We start from the raw sequence: 14,132 nt of genomic DNA, 5'->3' as shown, positions 1-14,132 counted from the left end.
CTTGCGGGTAATCGAGGAGTTGGCGGCTGGGAGATCGAGCGTGAAACGGGTGCCGATTGTCTATTTCTCCGATCTGCTGTGCCTTTGGGCGCATATTTCGGAGCTTCGCGTGGACGCGGCGATGGCGACCTACGGCGAACAGGTCCGGTTCGAATACCGGTTCTGCTCGGTGTTCGGCGACACCGCCCGCAAGATCGCCGACGGCTGGGGCGACAGTGGCGGATACGCGGGCTTCAATGAACATCTGCGGCACGCCGCCTCAGACTATCCTGAGGTCCGGGTGAACCCGGACATCTGGCTGACCGCGCGGCCCGCCTCATCCACAGGCCCACATCTGTTCGCAAAGGCGGTACAACTGGACGAGGGCTCAGGGGGTTGCGCGCCGCAAACCTACCAGAGGACCGTCCGCGGACTGCGCAAGGCGTTTTTCGAGGAGGCGCAGGATATCGCAAGGTGGGAGGTCCAGTGCGCGGTCGCCCGAAGCTGCGGCGTCGACATCGCCCACATCGAGGCCCTGATTGATGACGGATCCGCCTTCGCGTCCCTGGCCTCGGACTACCAGGACGCCGCCGCCATGGGAATCCAGGGCAGCCCAAGCTTCGTGCTCAATGAGGGTCGGCAGAAGCTGTTTGGCAACGTCGGCTTCAGGATCCTCGACGCCAACATCCACGAACTTCTGCGCGCGCGCCAGACCGAACAAGCCAGTTGGTGCTGATCGGGGCAGCAGGCGGGACGGAGCCGTCCGCACCGGAAAGTGGGGACACGCACGACTTGACGGGTCGGAGCTGACGCCCCGGATAGGTGGCGCGGGTTCCCACTTTCGACCCCCCTGGCGCGCCCCCCGCCATACGGACTAGGCTCGTCCCATGTCCAAATCCGATAAGTCTGACGACCTCAACGATCTCGAACAGGCCCAGCTCGCCCTGGTGCGCAGCCAGCAGCGGGCCATGGAGAGCGGCGCCAAGGTGCTGATCATCTTCGAGGGCCGCGACGCGGCGGGCAAGGACGGCACGATCCGGCGGGTCATCGAGCACCTCTCGGTGCGCGCCACCCGGGTCATCGCCCTGCCCAAGCCCTCCGACCGCGAACGCAGCCAGTGGTACTTCCAGCGCTATGTCGGATACCTGCCGGCTGCCGGCGAAGTCGTGATCTTCAACCGCTCCTGGTACAACCGGGGCGGCGTCGAGCCGGTGATGGGCTTCTGCACGCCGGAAGAGCATGAGAGCTTCCTGCGCGACGTGACCACCTTCGAGGCCATGCTGGTGGAAAGCGGCGTCACCCTGGTGAAGCTGTGGCTGGACGTCTCCAAGAAGGAGCAGGCCAAGCGCCTCGAGGAACGCCGGACCGATCCCCTGAAGGTGCTCAAGTCGAGCCCGCTCGACGCCGCCGCGCAATCGAAGTGGGACGACTACACCAATGCCCGCGACGAGATGCTGAAACGCACCCACGCCCCGCGCAGCCCCTGGGTCTGCGTCCGCAACGACGACAAGACCGAAGGCCGGCTGAACGTCCTGCGCTACCTGGTCAACGCCATGGCGCCCAAGGACATCGCCAAGAAGATCAAGGATCCCGATCCCAAGGTGGTCTTCCCCTTTGAGATCGAGGCCCTCACCGACGGACGCCTGGAACGCTGACGGACGGCATGACGCAGACCCTCACCGCCCAGGAGGCGCGGCGGATCGCGCTCGCCGCCCAGGGCTTCGCCGACCGCCGCCCGGCCGATCCCGGCAAGCGCCACCTGGTCAAGACCATCGACCGGCTGGGCCTGCTGCAGATCGACTCGGTCAATGTGGTCAGCCGCACCCACTACCTGCCGCTGTTCTCCAGGCTTGGCGCCTATCCCCGGCCGCTGCTGGAGGAGATCGCCTGGGGCCGGAAGCCGGTGCTGTTCGAGTACTGGATGCATGAGGCCTCGCTCGCCCCCCACGCCCTGCAGCCCCTGATGCGCTGGCGGATGGACGACGCCCGCGAAGGCGTCGGCCTCTGGAAAGGCGTCGCCCGCTTCCTGCGCGAGAACCGCCCCTTCATCGACAAGGCCCTGGCCGAAATCCACGCCCGCGGCGCCATCTCGGCCGGCGAGCTGGAGATCGGCGAGAAGGGGCGCGGCGGCTGGTGGGGCTGGAGCGAGGGCAAGCGGGCCATGGAGTGCCTGTTCTGGGCCGGCGAGATCACCACGGCCACCCGGCGCACCACCTTCGAGCGGGTCTATGGCCTGCCGGACGACGTCCACCCCAAGTCGGTCCGCGACGCCCCCACCCCGCCCCGGGACGAGGCCCAGCGCCAACTGCTGCGCATCGCCGCCCGCGCCCAGGGCGTGGCCACCGAGCGCGACCTGCGCGACTATTTCCGCATGCCGGTGGCCGACACCAAGGCCCGCATCGCCGAGCTGGTGGAGGCTGGCGACCTGCTGCCGGTGTCCGTGAAGGGCTGGGACCCGCCGGCCTATCTCGACCCCGCCGCCCGGCGGCCGCGCAAGATCACCGTCGGCGCCCTGCTCTCGCCCTTCGACAACCTGATCTGGTTCCGCGAGCGGACCGAGCGGATCTTCGGCGTCCGCGTGCGGCTGGAGATCTACACCCCGGCCGAGAAGCGGGTGCACGGCTACTACGTCCTGCCCTTCCTGCAGGGCGAGGCCATCACCGCCCGCGTCGACCTCAAGGCCGACCGCAAGGCCGGCGTCCTGCTGGTGCAGTCGGCCCACGCCGAACCCTGGGCCGATGCGGCGACGCCGGGCCAGTTGATGACCGAACTTCAGCTGATGGCGCGCTGGCTCGGCCTGAACGCCGTCCGCGTCGAACCCAAGGGCGACCTGGCCCCGCGCCTCGCCGCGGCCCAAAACTAGTTCGGAAACCTAACCAGTTTCGGGGGGTGGCGAGACCACTTCACGCGGCGCCTAAACCGCCCCCATCGTCACCGCGTGCAGCCGCGCATAGGCCCCGCCCTTGCTCACCAGCTCGGCGTGGCGGCCCTCCTCGATCACCTGGCCGTTGTCGAACACCAGGATACGGTCGGCGCCCCGGATGGTCGACAGCCGGTGGGCGATGACGATGGTGGTGCGGCCCACCATCAGCTCCTCCATGGCCGCCTGCACCTCCCGCTCGGTCTCCACGTCCAGGGATGAGGTGGCCTCGTCCAGCACCAGGATCGGCGCATCGGCCAGGAAGGCGCGCGCGATCGCCACCCGCTGCCGCTCGCCGCCCGACAGCTTCACCCCCCGCTCCCCCACCAGGGTCTCGTACCCCTTGGGCAGCCGGGTGATGAAGTCGTGGGCCCGGGCGCGGCGGGCGGCCAGTTCGATCTCGTCGGTGGTGGCGCCGGGCCGCGCGTAGCTGATGTTCTCGCCGATGGTCCGGTGGAACAGGGCCGGGTCCTGCGGCACCACGGCGATGGCCCGCCGCAGGGAGCCCTGCGTCACCTTGGCCACGTCCTGGCCGTCGATCAGGATACGACCGGAGTCCAGGTCGTAGAGCCGCTGCACCAGCTTGACGAAGGTCGACTTGCCCGACCCCGTCGGCCCCACCAGCGCGATCCGCTCGCCCGGCGCGATGGTCAGGGAGAAGTCGCGATAGAGCGCCGTCTCCGCCGACTTGTAGCCGAAGGTGGCGCGGTCGAAGACCACCTCCCCCAGGTCCCCGGCGAAGGCCGGGGCGCCGGGCGCATCGGCCACCTGGGGCGCGAGCGTCAGGTAGCGGGCCACGTCCTCGACGTCGTCTAGGCCCTTCTGCAGCATGCGGATATTGTCGCCGATGTTGCGCAGGTAACCGCTCATCAGCATGAAGGAGGTGACCCCGAAAGCCACGTCGCCGGCGGTCGCCTCACCCCGCGCCCACAGCCGCAGCAACAGGCCGGTCAGCCCCGCCTGCAGCACCACCAGCAGCAGGTTCTGGATCAGCCAGATGTCGGTGAACCGGGTCCAGGTGCGCTGCACCGCCGTGGACCACAGCGCGGTCACCCCGGCGATGCGGGTCGCCTCCCGGTCCTCGGCCCCGAAGCCGCGCACCGTGGCGTTGGAGGCGATGGAATCGGAGATCGCACCGCCGATCCGGCTGTCCAGGCCCACGGACTTGAGGTTCAGGGGCCGGGCGAAGGTGGTGGTCAGGAAGATGTTGGAGGCGATGTAGAAGACCACGGTCGCCAGCGAGAACAGGCCCACCAGGGGCCAGCGCAGGATCATCATCACCGACAGGCCCAGCAGCACCGCCAGCGCCGGGCCCAGCCACATGACCACGGCGTCGGACACCTCGTCATAGCCCCACATGGCGCGGCTCAGCTTGCGCACCGTGGCGCCCGAGAAGTTGTCGCCGTGCCAGTCGGCCGAGAAGGACTGCACCTTGGAAAATCCCTCCTCGGTGATCTCGCGCATGTTGCGGGCGGCCAGCGGAATCCAGAACCGCGGCGCGAGGTTTCGCATCAGGGAGCCCACCAGATAGACGCCCACGAACAGGCCCCAGGCGACCCAGGCCAGGTCCTTCGACGACGGGCCGGCGGCGACGGCGTCCACCAACCGCCCCGAGGCCCAGGGCAGGGCCAGGTCGAATCCGATCCCGGCCAGGGTCGCCACCAGGGTGCCGGCCAGCAGCCAGGGCCTGCGCAGCCAGTAGGCCATCACGAAGCCCAGCACCTTGCGGTTGCTCAGCACCCGGTTGGCGGACTCGTCGATCTCTTCGTAGTGCTCGGTCACGCGCCCGCCTCCGTCACGGCGTGCAGCCGGGCATAGGCTCCGCCCTTCGCCACCAAGTCCGCATGGCGGCCCTCTTCCACCAGTTGTCCGCCCTCGAACACCAGGATGCGGTCGGCGCCGCGGATGGTCGACAGCCGGTGAGCGATCACCACCGTGGTGCGCCCTACCATCAGTTCCTCCATGGCCGCCTGCACCTGGCGCTCGGTCTCCACGTCCAGGGACGAGGTCGCCTCGTCCAGCACCAGGATCGGGGCGTCGGCCAGGAAGGCGCGCGCGATCGCCACCCGCTGGCGCTCGCCCCCCGACAGCTTCACGCCGCGCTCGCCCACCAGGGTGTGGTAGCCCTTCGGCAGGCTGGCGATGAAGTCGTGCGCCCGGGCCCGCTTGGCGGCCAGGATCACCTCGTCTTCGGTCGCCTCAGGCCGGGCGTAGCTGATGTTCTCGCCGATGGTGCGGTGGAACAGGGCCGGGTCCTGAGGCACCACGGCGATGGCGCGCCGAAGGCTGCCCTGGCTGACATGGGCGATGTCCTGGCCGTCGATGAGGATGCGGCCCGACTGCACGTCGTACAGCCGCTGCAGCAGCTTGACGAAGGTCGACTTGCCGGCCCCCGTCGGCCCCACCAGGGCCACCCGTTCGCCGGGCGCCACCACCAGGGTGAAGTCCTGATAGAGCGGCCGCGCGGCGTTCTCGTAGCCGAAGGTCACGCGGTCGAAGACCACCTCCCCCAGCTCGCCGCGGAACGGCGCGGCGTCGGCCCTGTCGGCCAGCTGCGGCTCGGTGCGCATGTAGGTGGCGACGTCCACCATGTCGTCCAGGCCCTTCTGCAGCATGCGGGTGATCTCGCTGAAGTTCCGCATGTAGCCGGCCATGACGATGAAGGAGGTGATGCCGAAGGCCACGTCGCCGGGTGTCGCGTCGCCGTGGCTCCAGGCATAGACCAGCTGTCCCGTCAGGCCCGCCTGCAGCACCACCAGGAACAGGTTCTGCCCCCAGCTGACGGTGTTGAACCGGTTCCAGGTCTTGTGCTGAGCCGCCCGCCAGGTGTTCACGTGATCGCTGAAGCGCTTCTCCTCGCGCGCCTCCGCGCCGAAGCCCTTCACCACCGGATTGCCGCCGATGGCGTCGGCCAGGTTGGCGCCGATCTGCGAGTCCAGGGCCGTGGAGGCGAGGTTGGCTGGGCGGATGTAGTGGGTCGAAACCACGATGTTGAAGATGGCGAAGGCGATCACCAGCACCGCGACGAACACGCCGGCCGCCGGCCACTTCAGGCCGATGGAGATCGCCAGGCCCGACAGCACGACCAGGGTCGGGGTCAGCATCCACAACAGCGCGTCCGAGGCGCTGTCATAGCCCCACATGGCGCGGCTGACGCGGCGCACGGTCGCGCCGGCGAAGTTGGAGGCATGCCAGTCGGCGGAAAAGGCCTGAACGCGACCGAAGGCCTGGGTGACCATCCGCGCCATGATCCGCGAATAGTAGCCGTTGGACAGGCGGAACATGGAACTGCGCAGGCTGTAGAAGGCCAGGTACAGGGCCGACAGGCTGGCCCAGGCGATCCAGGCCTTGTCGCTGGGCGAAGTCGGCGTCGCCACCGCGTCGATCAGGGCCCGGGTCGCCCAGGGGATCGAAAGGTCGCAGGCGGTCGAGGCCAGCATCAGGCACGCGATCAGCGCGAACCGGCGCGGCTCGCCCATCCAGTGGCCTGCCATGAAGGCGATCACCTGGCTGTTGGTCAGGGTGCGGGGACGGTGTTCGTCCTCATCGTCGTAAGCTGCGGTCATTGGAGCCGTCGGAGTGCGATGACGGCGGGGCATGCGGCGCGCGCATCATCGACGTCATGGAAAATGGGGAGCGGCTGGAGCTTCCAGCGCGGATCGGCGAACACGGGAGAGATTCCTTGGGGCGGGCGCAAAGGATGCGCGAGCCGGGGAATTCTCTCAGGTCAGCAGGAGGACCCGGCGGCGCGTCGGCGGAGGGCGGTCGGTGCGGTGACTTTCATCTTTGCTGACCCTCCTTTCCGGTCGCGTGTTGGAGGCCGGAAGCTATGCGGCTCAGATTCGCCCGTCAAGCGACCGCGTTACGCCAAATTCTGACTGCGGCGCGAAAGCCACGGTGCTGCTATGCAGGGGCCAAGATGACCGCTTCGACGCCCCTCCCCGACGCCGCCGCCACCAACTGGGTGGACCGCTATGCCCCTGCAGCCCTTCGCCCCTGGCTGAAGCTGGGGCGCTTCGACCGGCCCACCGGCATCTGGCTGCTGATGCTGCCCGGCTGGCAGGGGATCGCGCTGGCCGGGGCCATGCAACACCAGTGGCCGAACGCCCTGCTGATGGCCGAGTTCTTCGCCGGCGCGGCCCTGATGCGGGCGGCCGGCTGCGCCTATAACGACATCGTCGACCGCGACTTCGACGCCAAGGTGGCGCGCACCGCCGCCCGCCCGATCCCGTCCGGCCAGATCAGCGTCAAACAGGCCTGGGCCTTCGTGGTCGCCTGCGCCCTGATCTCTCTGGTCATCCTGCTGACCATGGGCCCGGTGGCCATCGCGCTCGGCGTCGCCTCGCTCGCGCTCGTCGCCGCCTATCCCTTCATGAAGCGGATCACCTGGTGGCCGCAGGCTTGGCTCGGCCTGACCTTCAACTGGGGCGCCCTGCTGGGCTATGCCGCCGCCACCGGCCGGATCGATTGGCCAGCCGTCCTGCTCTATGCCGCGGGCGTCTTCTGGACCCTCGGCTACGACACAATCTACGCGGTCCAGGACCTGGAGGACGATGCGCTCGCTGGCGTGAAGTCCTCGGCACTGCGGCTGGGCGACTCAGCCCCTAAGGCGGTGCTCGCCTTCTATGTGACGGCCTTCGTCCTGGCCCTGGCCGCCGCCTGGGTCGGGGGTCTTGGCCCGCTCTTCCTGCCGCCCGCCGCCCTGTTCGGCGTCCACCTCTCACGGCAGGCGGCGCGGCTGGATGTGAAGGACGGCAGGGGCGCGCTCGCCCTCTTCAAGTCCAACAGCCTGGCGGGCCTGCTGCTGGTGATCGCCATGGCCGCCGGCATGTGGTCGGGCCCCGCGTCGAGTATCTGAGCGCTTTCAGGCGAAGTGGAAGCCGGTTCGCCGCCCGGAAGGCGCGACCCGTAAACGGCTCCTAGAACGGGCCCTGCCTGTAGACTCGCTCCAGCACCTTGTTCAGGTCGGCGATGCGCCGCGTATAGGCGCGCGCCAGGCAGGTGCGGTCGGCGCCGCAGGCCCGTCGCGTCTTCAGCCAGGCCTGCTGATCGTCCTGGATCGCCGCGCGCCCGCCCATGGCCACCAGATGCTGGGCGATGTCGTAGAGCTGGGCCATGCGGACATCCTGGTCATTGAGCTTCAGGGTCGCGCAGATGGTCAGTTCATCCGCCGTCCGCGCCCGCTCGCAGTTGAAGCTGGCCGCCTGGGCGCTCCCCGCCATCAAGGTTGCGGCCAAGGCCAGCAGAGCAAGACGGAACGGCGGGTGCATTCGGGTCTCCGAGGGAAGTCCTGGAGCCAACCTAGGGCGCTCCGTATTGTTCCCCAAGACCTGTCGTGACCTCGGGTCACGCTGTTTCGTCACGATGTTTTGTGGGACAATGCCTTCATGGCCGCCGCAGCCCGCATTGACCCCAAGACCTACTTCCCGCCCGAGCAGTGGGCGCGTCTGGCCGCCCATTCCAACTGGCGCGGCCTGGCGCTCGTCGCCCACGCCTGGATCGTGATCCTGGCGGCCGGGGCCATGGTGGTGATCTGGCCGCTTACCCTGCCACTGGCGGTGATGATCATCGGCGGCCGCCAGCTGGGCCTCGCCATCCTGATGCACGACGCCGCCCACGGCGCCCTGCACAAGAACCTCAAAATCAACGACTTCGCCGGCGAGTGGCTGACCGGCGGAGGCCTCGCCCGCTACCGTCCCTATCACCTGACCCACCATCGCTTCGCCCAGCAGGCGGAGGATCCGGACCTCGGCTTGTCGGCGCCCTTCCCGATCACCCGCCTGTCCCTGCGCCGCAAGCTGGTGCGCGACCTGACTGGCCAGACCTTCTTCAAGCAGCGGTTCGGCGACCTGGTCGCCCGGCTGAAGGCCCGCAAGACCAGCGAGCCGCTGCTGCCGATCCTGACCGAGGAGATCCGCCGCAAGCGCCGCTGGCTGCTGGGGGGCGTGGTGATCACTGCGATCGGCGCCCCCTTCGGCGCCTGGTGGGCCTGGCCGGTGCTGTGGGTCCTGCCCCAGGCCACCTGGTATCCGATGATCACCCGCCTGAGGAACATCGCCGAGCACGCCTGCATCGCCAAGGACGAGCCCGACCCCCTGCGCCACGCCCGGACCACCAAGGCCAACCTACTCGAGCGCGCCCTGCTGGCCCCCTACTATGTGAACTATCACTGCGAACATCACATGTTCATGCACCTGCCCTGCTACCAGCTGCCCCGCGCGCACCGGGCCCTGGCCAAGGCGGGCGTGACCGAGGGCATGCTGATCGAACCCGGCGGCTATCTGAAGGTCTTGTCGCTGGCGGCGGGCAAGGCTGACAGCGCGAGCGTGACAGCCTGAAGTGGCCGCCGGTTCAGGCGCCCGTGACGCGACCAAGCAAACGACCTAGAGGCATTCAGTTTTCGACTTAAAGCCTCTAAGCGGGGGGATGATCGATCCCAGCTTTGAGGGCCGCCGCGCCTTCATCCTCGAAAACACCCGGCTGCAGATCCCGCCCCATACGCCGGAGCTGAAGCTGCATCTCGCCGACGAGATCACCCCGATCTGGAAAATGACCGAGGAGGCCCTGGCCGAGATCGGCCTGCCCCCGCCCTTCTGGGCCTTTGCCTGGGCCGGCGGCCAGGCCCTGGCGCGCTACACCCTGGACAATCCGCAGGTCGTCGCCGGCAAGCGGGTGGTGGACTTCGCCTCCGGCTCCGGGATCGTCGGGATCGCCGCCATGCAGGCCGGTGCGACCCACGTCCTGGCCGCCGACATCGACGGCTTCTGCGGCGCGGCGCTGTCGCTGAACGCCCTAGCCAACGGCGTCAGCGTGGACTTCACCGACGCCAACCTGCTGGATGCCCCGGCCCCCGCCGCCGACGTCATCCTGGCCGGCGACATCTGCTACGAAAAGCCCATGGCCGACGCCGTCATGGCCTGGCTGGCCGACGCCCGGGCGCGCGGGACCACCGTCCTGATCGGCGATCCGGGACGCTCCTATTTCCCGCGCTCGGGCCTCACCAAGCTGGCCGAATACCAGGTGGCCACCACCCGAGAATTGGAGGACCAGGAGGTCAAGAAAACCTCGGTCTGGACTCTCCTGGCCTGAGCTTTTACAAAAGAACAAATACAGAACAGAAAGCGGCGACCGAAATGCGCGAAGACGGCAAGATCGACTATGTGGAGCTGCCGGGCACGGACCTGCCCGCCACCAAGAGCTTCTACGGCCAGGCCTTCGGCTGGACCTTCACCGACTATGGTCCGACCTATGCCGCCTTCGGCGACAGCGGCCTGGACGGCGGTTTCCAGGCCGATCCGGCCGAGGTTCCGGCCGCGCCCCTGGTGGTGATCTTCACCACGGACATCGAGGCCATGCTGGCCAAGGTGAGCGCCGCCGGCGGGACGATCGTCAAGCCGATCTTCAGCTTCCCCGGCGGCCGCCGCTTCCACTTCCGCGACCCCAGCGGGAACGAGTTGGCGGTCTTTACCGAGGATTGAATTGGGTGCCTGGCGCGTGCTGTAATTCCTGACGGATAGCTGGGGGGCTGACGATGCGTGGCGTGGTGTTCGCCGGATTGGTTCTGGCCTTGTTGGCCGGCGGTGTGGCCCAGGCTGCGGAGCGTGTGGGGGCCTTCACCTTGCCGCCGCCGGCTCCCATGCAGGTGCTTGCTCCCGGCGAGGCGAGGCGCGCGGTGAAGCTCGCGCGGGTGGTCATTCAGCTTCCCGACGGTCAGCAGTGGGCCTCCGTACGGTATAGCGAGCTATTCCTGTCTGCCCCACCCTTGGTTTGGAACGCCGGCAAGAGCGAGCTCGAGCCGGGGTCCTTTGCGCGGGTTCTGTCCGACGAATTCCGCGACAGTGGTTTCAGACTTGAGACCGACACCGCTGACCTGTTTGGAACGGGTTCGGCGGCGGACCTCCAAATCGGCGCGCTCATCAGCGACATGAAGGGGCGATTCTGTGTCGGGTGCGGCCTCTTGAAAAGCTACTCGTTGGAGAGCGGCGCCGTTCTGATGACTGTCGAGTGGCAGGTCTATTCGTCCCTGGACCGCAAGATCGTGGCCCGCATCCAGACGGTTGGCGGTTATGAAACCAGCAAATCCCAGACCGGCAATCGGTTACGCATCACCATGGAAGCGTTCCGCGAGAACGCCCGCCAGTTGCTGATCAGTCCTGAGTTCCGGGCGCTGGTCACCGGCGGCCCCACGGCGACCTCCGCACCCGCCCCACCCAAGGGCCCGCAGATTCTGCTGCCGGGGGCGGCATCCACAGCGCCCCGCTCCATCGCCCAGGCGGTCGCGGTCGCGCCCGTCGTGTTCTCCGGCGATGGCATGGGCAGCGGTTTCCTGGTTTCCCGCGACGGTTACGTGATCACCAACCAGCACGTGGTGGGCGCCGCCAAGTTCGTGAAGGTGCGCTGGCCCGACGGGACAGAGGCCCTGGGCGATGTGATCCGCACCGACAGCGCCCGGGACGTGGCGCTGATCAAGACCGACCCGAACGGCCGCACGCCGCTGGGCCTCCACACCGGGATTCCGTCGGTCGGGGACACCGTCTTCGCCATCGGCGCGCCCCTGGAGGAAAAGCTGCAGGGCTCGGTCACCAAGGGCATCGTCTCGGCGTTGCGCACTGAGAAGGGCCAGCGCCTGATTCAGAGCGATGTCTCCATCAATCACGGCAATAGCGGCGGGCCGCTGGTGAACGAGAAGGGCCAGGTGGTGGCGATCGCGGTGTCGGGGATGTTCGAGGGGTCGGCGCCCATGGGCCTGAACTTCTTCATTCCCATCGCCGACGCCCTGACGGCGCTCAACCTGCAACCGGCTCCCTGAGACGAGAATGACGCTCGGTGGCGTTTCCGAGGAAAGTTTCACGCGGGCCCCGACGCCTGAGCCATAGTGCGCGACGTCCAGTCTTGGAGCCCCCATGCGCCGCCGCACCTTCCTCGCCGCCCTCCCCGCCGCCGCCCTGGCCACCCGCGCCCTGGCCGACGCGCGCTCAGACAATCCCAACCGCAACCGCCCCGACGTGCGCGGCGGCGACCGCGTGGACGGCGCCACCTTCGCCAGCCGTAGCGCCGCCTGGGGGGTCCACGGCGCCGCGGCCACCGCCCACCCCCTGGCCAGCCTGGCGGCCATCGAGATCCTCAAGGCCGGGGGGTCGGCGGTGGACGCGGCCATCGCCGCCAATGCGGTGCTGGGGTTTGTCGAGCCCATCGCCTGCGGGATCGGCGGCGACTGCTTCGTCATGCTGTGGGACCCGAAGACCAAGCAGGTCGTGGGCCTCAACGGCTCGGGCCGCAGCCCCAAGGGCCTGTCGTTGGAGACGGTGCGTGCGCGATCGAAGAACGGCCTGATCCCCTCCTACGGCGCGGTCTCGGTCAGTGTGCCGGGCGCCGTCGACGCCTGGTGGGCCCTGCACCAGCGCTACGGCAAGCTGAAGTGGAAGGACCTGTTCAAGGCGGCCATCACGCACTGCGAAGAAGGCGCCCCGGTCACCCAGAACGTCGCCTACTACCTGGAACGCTCCCTCAAGAACTTCACCAGGCCGGGCGCCGGCCTGGAGGAGGTGGAGAACTTCAAGTCGGTCTGGGCGCCCAGCGGCAGGACCCCGGTCGAGGGCGAGGTGTTCCGCAATCCAGGCCTGGCCCGCACCTACGGCCTGATCGCCCAGGACGGCCGCGACGGCTTCTACGAGGGCGAGATCGCCGCCAGCATCGAGCGCTATTTCAAGCGCATCGGCGGCTGGATGACCAAGGCCGACCTGGCCGCGCACCACAGCCGCTGGGACCCGCCGCACAAGGTCAACTATCGCGGCGTGGACGTCTGGGGCCTGTCCCCCAACAGCCAGGGCCTGGCCACCCTGCAAGCCCTGAACATCATGGAGGAATTCGACATCAAGGCGATGGGCTTCCAGTCCGCCGCCGCGATCCACCATGGGGTGGAGGCCAAGCGCCTGGCCTTCGAGGACCGCGCCCGCTACTACGCCGATCCGGACTTCGCCAAGATCCCCACCGAGTGGCTGATCTCCAAGGCCTACGCCAAGGAGCGCGCGAAGTTCATCCGCCCCGATCGCATCCTGACCCCGGTCAATCCGGGCCAGGCGCCCAGCCAAGGCGACACCACCTATTTCACCACCAGCGACGCCGACGGCATGATGGTCTCCATCATCCAGTCCAACTATCGCGGCATGGGTTCAGGGCTGATGCCCGACGGCCTGGGCTTCATGTTCCAGGACCGCGGCGAGCTCTTCGCCCTCACCGACGGCCACCCTAACCTCTACGCGCCCGGCAAGCGGCCCTTCCAGACCATCATCCCCGGCTTTGCGACGAAGGGGGATCAGCCGTGGCTGTCCTTCGGGGTCATGGGCGGCGACATGCAGCCCCAGGGCCAGGCGCAGATCATCTCCAACATGATCGACTTCGGCCTTGGCGTTCAGGAGGCCGGCGACTCGCCCCGCTGGCACCACGGCGGCTCCACCGAACCCACCGGCGAGGCCCAGCAGGGGGTGGGCGTGCTCAACCTGGAAACCGGCGTGCCGGAGGCGACAAAGCAGGCGCTGGCCAAGATCGGCTGGATCATGGCGCCGGAGCCGGGCGGCTATGGCGGCTACCAGGCCATCGAGCGTTGGCCCGGCCGGTATGCCGCGGCGACCGAGATGCGCAAGGACGGGGTGGCGCTGGGCTACTGATGGACCCGCTGTTCTTCGAAACCCCCGCCGACTTTCGCGCCTGGCTGGCCCGGCGCCACGCCAGCGAGACCGAGCTCTCAGTGGGCTTCTACAAGGTCGGCTCGAGCAAGCCCTCCATGACCTGGCCGCAGTCAGTGGACCAGGCGCTCGCCTATGGCTGGATCGACGGGGTGCGCCACCGGATCAACGACGAGGCCTACCGCATCCGCTTCACGCCGCGCAAAGCCACCGGCATCTGGAGCCAGGTCAACCTCAAGCGCTACGCCGAGCTCGACGCCGAGGGTCTGATCGAGCCCGCCGGCCGCGTGGCCTACGAGGCCGGCAAGGCCAGGACCAACCAGTATTCCTATGAGAAGCCCGCTGAGGTCTTCACCCAGGCCGAACTTGCCCAGTTCCAGGCCGACGCCAAGGCCTGGGCGGGCTTCCAGGCCTTTCCCGCCTGGTACCGCAAGGTCGCCGTCCATCGGGTGACCAGCGCCAAGACCCAGCCGACCCGGACCAAGCGCCTGGGCATCCTGATCGAAGCCTCGGCGGAAGACCGCCAACTCGGCTCGCCCACCAAATAG

Annotated in this window: 13 protein-coding genes; 10 read left to right on the top strand and 3 right to left on the bottom strand. The window is 68.4% G+C overall.

Translation table 11 applies throughout. The features are described 5' to 3' along the window. Position 1: 1 nt before the first annotated feature. From Q7J39_RS10910 to Q7J39_RS10900, 3 genes are all read left to right on the top strand, one after another. Positions 2-715, top strand: a complete 714-nt coding sequence (locus tag Q7J39_RS10910; RefSeq protein WP_304824265.1) for a DsbA family protein — start codon at positions 2-4, stop codon at positions 713-715. Positions 716-866: 151 nt separating this feature from the next. Continuing rightward, positions 867-1,634 (top strand): polyphosphate kinase 2, encoded by a 768-nt coding sequence (gene ppk2, locus Q7J39_RS10905; protein ID WP_304824262.1) that lies wholly within the window; start codon positions 867-869, stop codon positions 1,632-1,634. An 8-nt stretch (positions 1,635-1,642) separates the two neighbouring features. Next, positions 1,643-2,842 carry a winged helix-turn-helix domain-containing protein gene (locus Q7J39_RS10900; protein ID WP_304824259.1) on the top strand — a complete coding sequence of 400 codons (1,200 nt, stop codon included), beginning with the start codon at positions 1,643-1,645 and terminating at the stop codon, positions 2,840-2,842. Between the two features lie 51 nt (positions 2,843-2,893). Here Q7J39_RS10900 and Q7J39_RS10895 read toward each other — a convergent pair whose 3' ends face one another. Next, positions 2,894-4,681 (bottom strand): ABC transporter ATP-binding protein, encoded by a 1,788-nt coding sequence (locus Q7J39_RS10895; RefSeq protein WP_304824256.1) that lies wholly within the window; start codon positions 4,679-4,681, stop codon positions 2,894-2,896. Continuing rightward, complete coding sequence (locus Q7J39_RS10890) at positions 4,678-6,465, bottom strand: ABC transporter ATP-binding protein (RefSeq protein WP_304824252.1); 1,788 nt, start codon at positions 6,463-6,465, stop codon at positions 4,678-4,680. Before Q7J39_RS10890 ends, Q7J39_RS10895 begins: the two co-directional genes overlap by 4 nt. Positions 6,466-6,818: 353 nt before the next feature. On the opposite strand from Q7J39_RS10890, the gene ubiA reads away from it, so the two are divergent. Continuing rightward, positions 6,819-7,757, top strand: coding sequence for a 4-hydroxybenzoate octaprenyltransferase (ubiA, locus tag Q7J39_RS10885; protein WP_304824248.1), 939 nt, complete (start codon positions 6,819-6,821; stop codon positions 7,755-7,757). 61 nt (positions 7,758-7,818) lie between these two features. Here ubiA and Q7J39_RS10880 read toward each other — a convergent pair whose 3' ends face one another. After that, positions 7,819-8,169: a lysozyme inhibitor LprI family protein gene (locus tag Q7J39_RS10880; protein WP_304824245.1), complete on the bottom strand. Its 351-nt coding sequence runs from the start codon at positions 8,167-8,169 to the stop codon at positions 7,819-7,821. A 117-nt stretch (positions 8,170-8,286) separates the two neighbouring features. Between Q7J39_RS10880 and Q7J39_RS10875 the strand changes: the two genes are divergently transcribed. The 6 genes from Q7J39_RS10875 (at position 8,287) to Q7J39_RS10850 (ending at position 14,132) form a co-directional block, all read left to right on the top strand. Beyond that, positions 8,287-9,237: a fatty acid desaturase family protein gene (locus tag Q7J39_RS10875; RefSeq protein ID WP_304824242.1), complete on the top strand. Its 951-nt coding sequence runs from the start codon at positions 8,287-8,289 to the stop codon at positions 9,235-9,237. 88 nt (positions 9,238-9,325) lie between these two features. Next, on the top strand, positions 9,326-9,988 hold the full coding sequence (locus Q7J39_RS10870; protein WP_304824239.1) for a methyltransferase: 663 nt from the start codon (positions 9,326-9,328) through the stop codon (positions 9,986-9,988). Positions 9,989-10,032: 44 nt separating this feature from the next. Beyond that, positions 10,033-10,377, top strand: a complete 345-nt coding sequence (locus tag Q7J39_RS10865; RefSeq protein WP_304824236.1) for a VOC family protein — start codon at positions 10,033-10,035, stop codon at positions 10,375-10,377. A gap of 515 nt (positions 10,378-10,892) precedes the next feature. Next, positions 10,893-11,708, top strand: a complete 816-nt coding sequence (locus tag Q7J39_RS10860) for a S1C family serine protease (protein WP_304824233.1) — start codon at positions 10,893-10,895, stop codon at positions 11,706-11,708. 94 nt (positions 11,709-11,802) lie between these two features. Then, positions 11,803-13,566, top strand: coding sequence for a gamma-glutamyltransferase (gene ggt / locus Q7J39_RS10855; protein ID WP_304824229.1), 1,764 nt, complete (start codon positions 11,803-11,805; stop codon positions 13,564-13,566). Then, on the top strand, positions 13,566-14,132 hold the full coding sequence (locus tag Q7J39_RS10850) for a YdeI family protein (RefSeq protein ID WP_304824226.1): 567 nt from the start codon (positions 13,566-13,568) through the stop codon (positions 14,130-14,132). Before ggt ends, Q7J39_RS10850 begins: the two co-directional genes overlap by 1 nt.

Origin of the sequence: Phenylobacterium sp. (assembly GCF_030651185.1) — a bacterium.
Taxonomy (GTDB): domain Bacteria; phylum Pseudomonadota; class Alphaproteobacteria; order Caulobacterales; family Caulobacteraceae; genus Phenylobacterium.
The sequence above is the reverse complement of the archived record's forward strand: the minus strand, read 5'-3'. Positions and strand labels throughout refer to the sequence as shown.